This window comes from Acinetobacter endophylla (assembly GCF_053543775.1).
This window is the reverse complement of record NZ_JBLVOM010000177.1, coordinates 1-330: the sequence shown is the minus strand read 5'-3', so window position 1 is coordinate 330 and position 330 is coordinate 1. Positions and strand designations below refer to the sequence as shown.

Genomic DNA, 330 nt, shown 5'->3' with positions numbered 1-330 from the left:
CACAAGATATTGTAGAAGATGTGAATAGATTTCCTGTGAAAAAAATTATTATTGATTTGAGAAATAATAGAGGTGGGTATTCGGAGGTTATTCGTCCCTTAATAGATGAACTAGCAGCATTGCCGAAAATTCAAAACCATATTATTGTTCTTATCGGCCGTTATAGCGCTTCTTCTGCAATGGCCAACGCTATAGATCTTCGTTTATCACTACATGCAGTTCTAATGGGAGAAGCAGTGAATGGAGACCCGAATAAGTCAGGTGATATGCTCTCATTTGAGTTACCGGAAAGTGGGCTTACTGTGAACTACTCTAAAAAAGAGATTCACT

General features: G+C 37.9%; 1 protein-coding gene. It reads left to right on the top strand.

Going from position 1 to position 330, the window contains the following annotated elements; translation table 11 throughout:
- The coding region (locus ACNPNW_RS06220; RefSeq protein WP_448766741.1) for a S41 family peptidase at nucleotides 1–330 on the top strand (330 nt) is incomplete at both ends.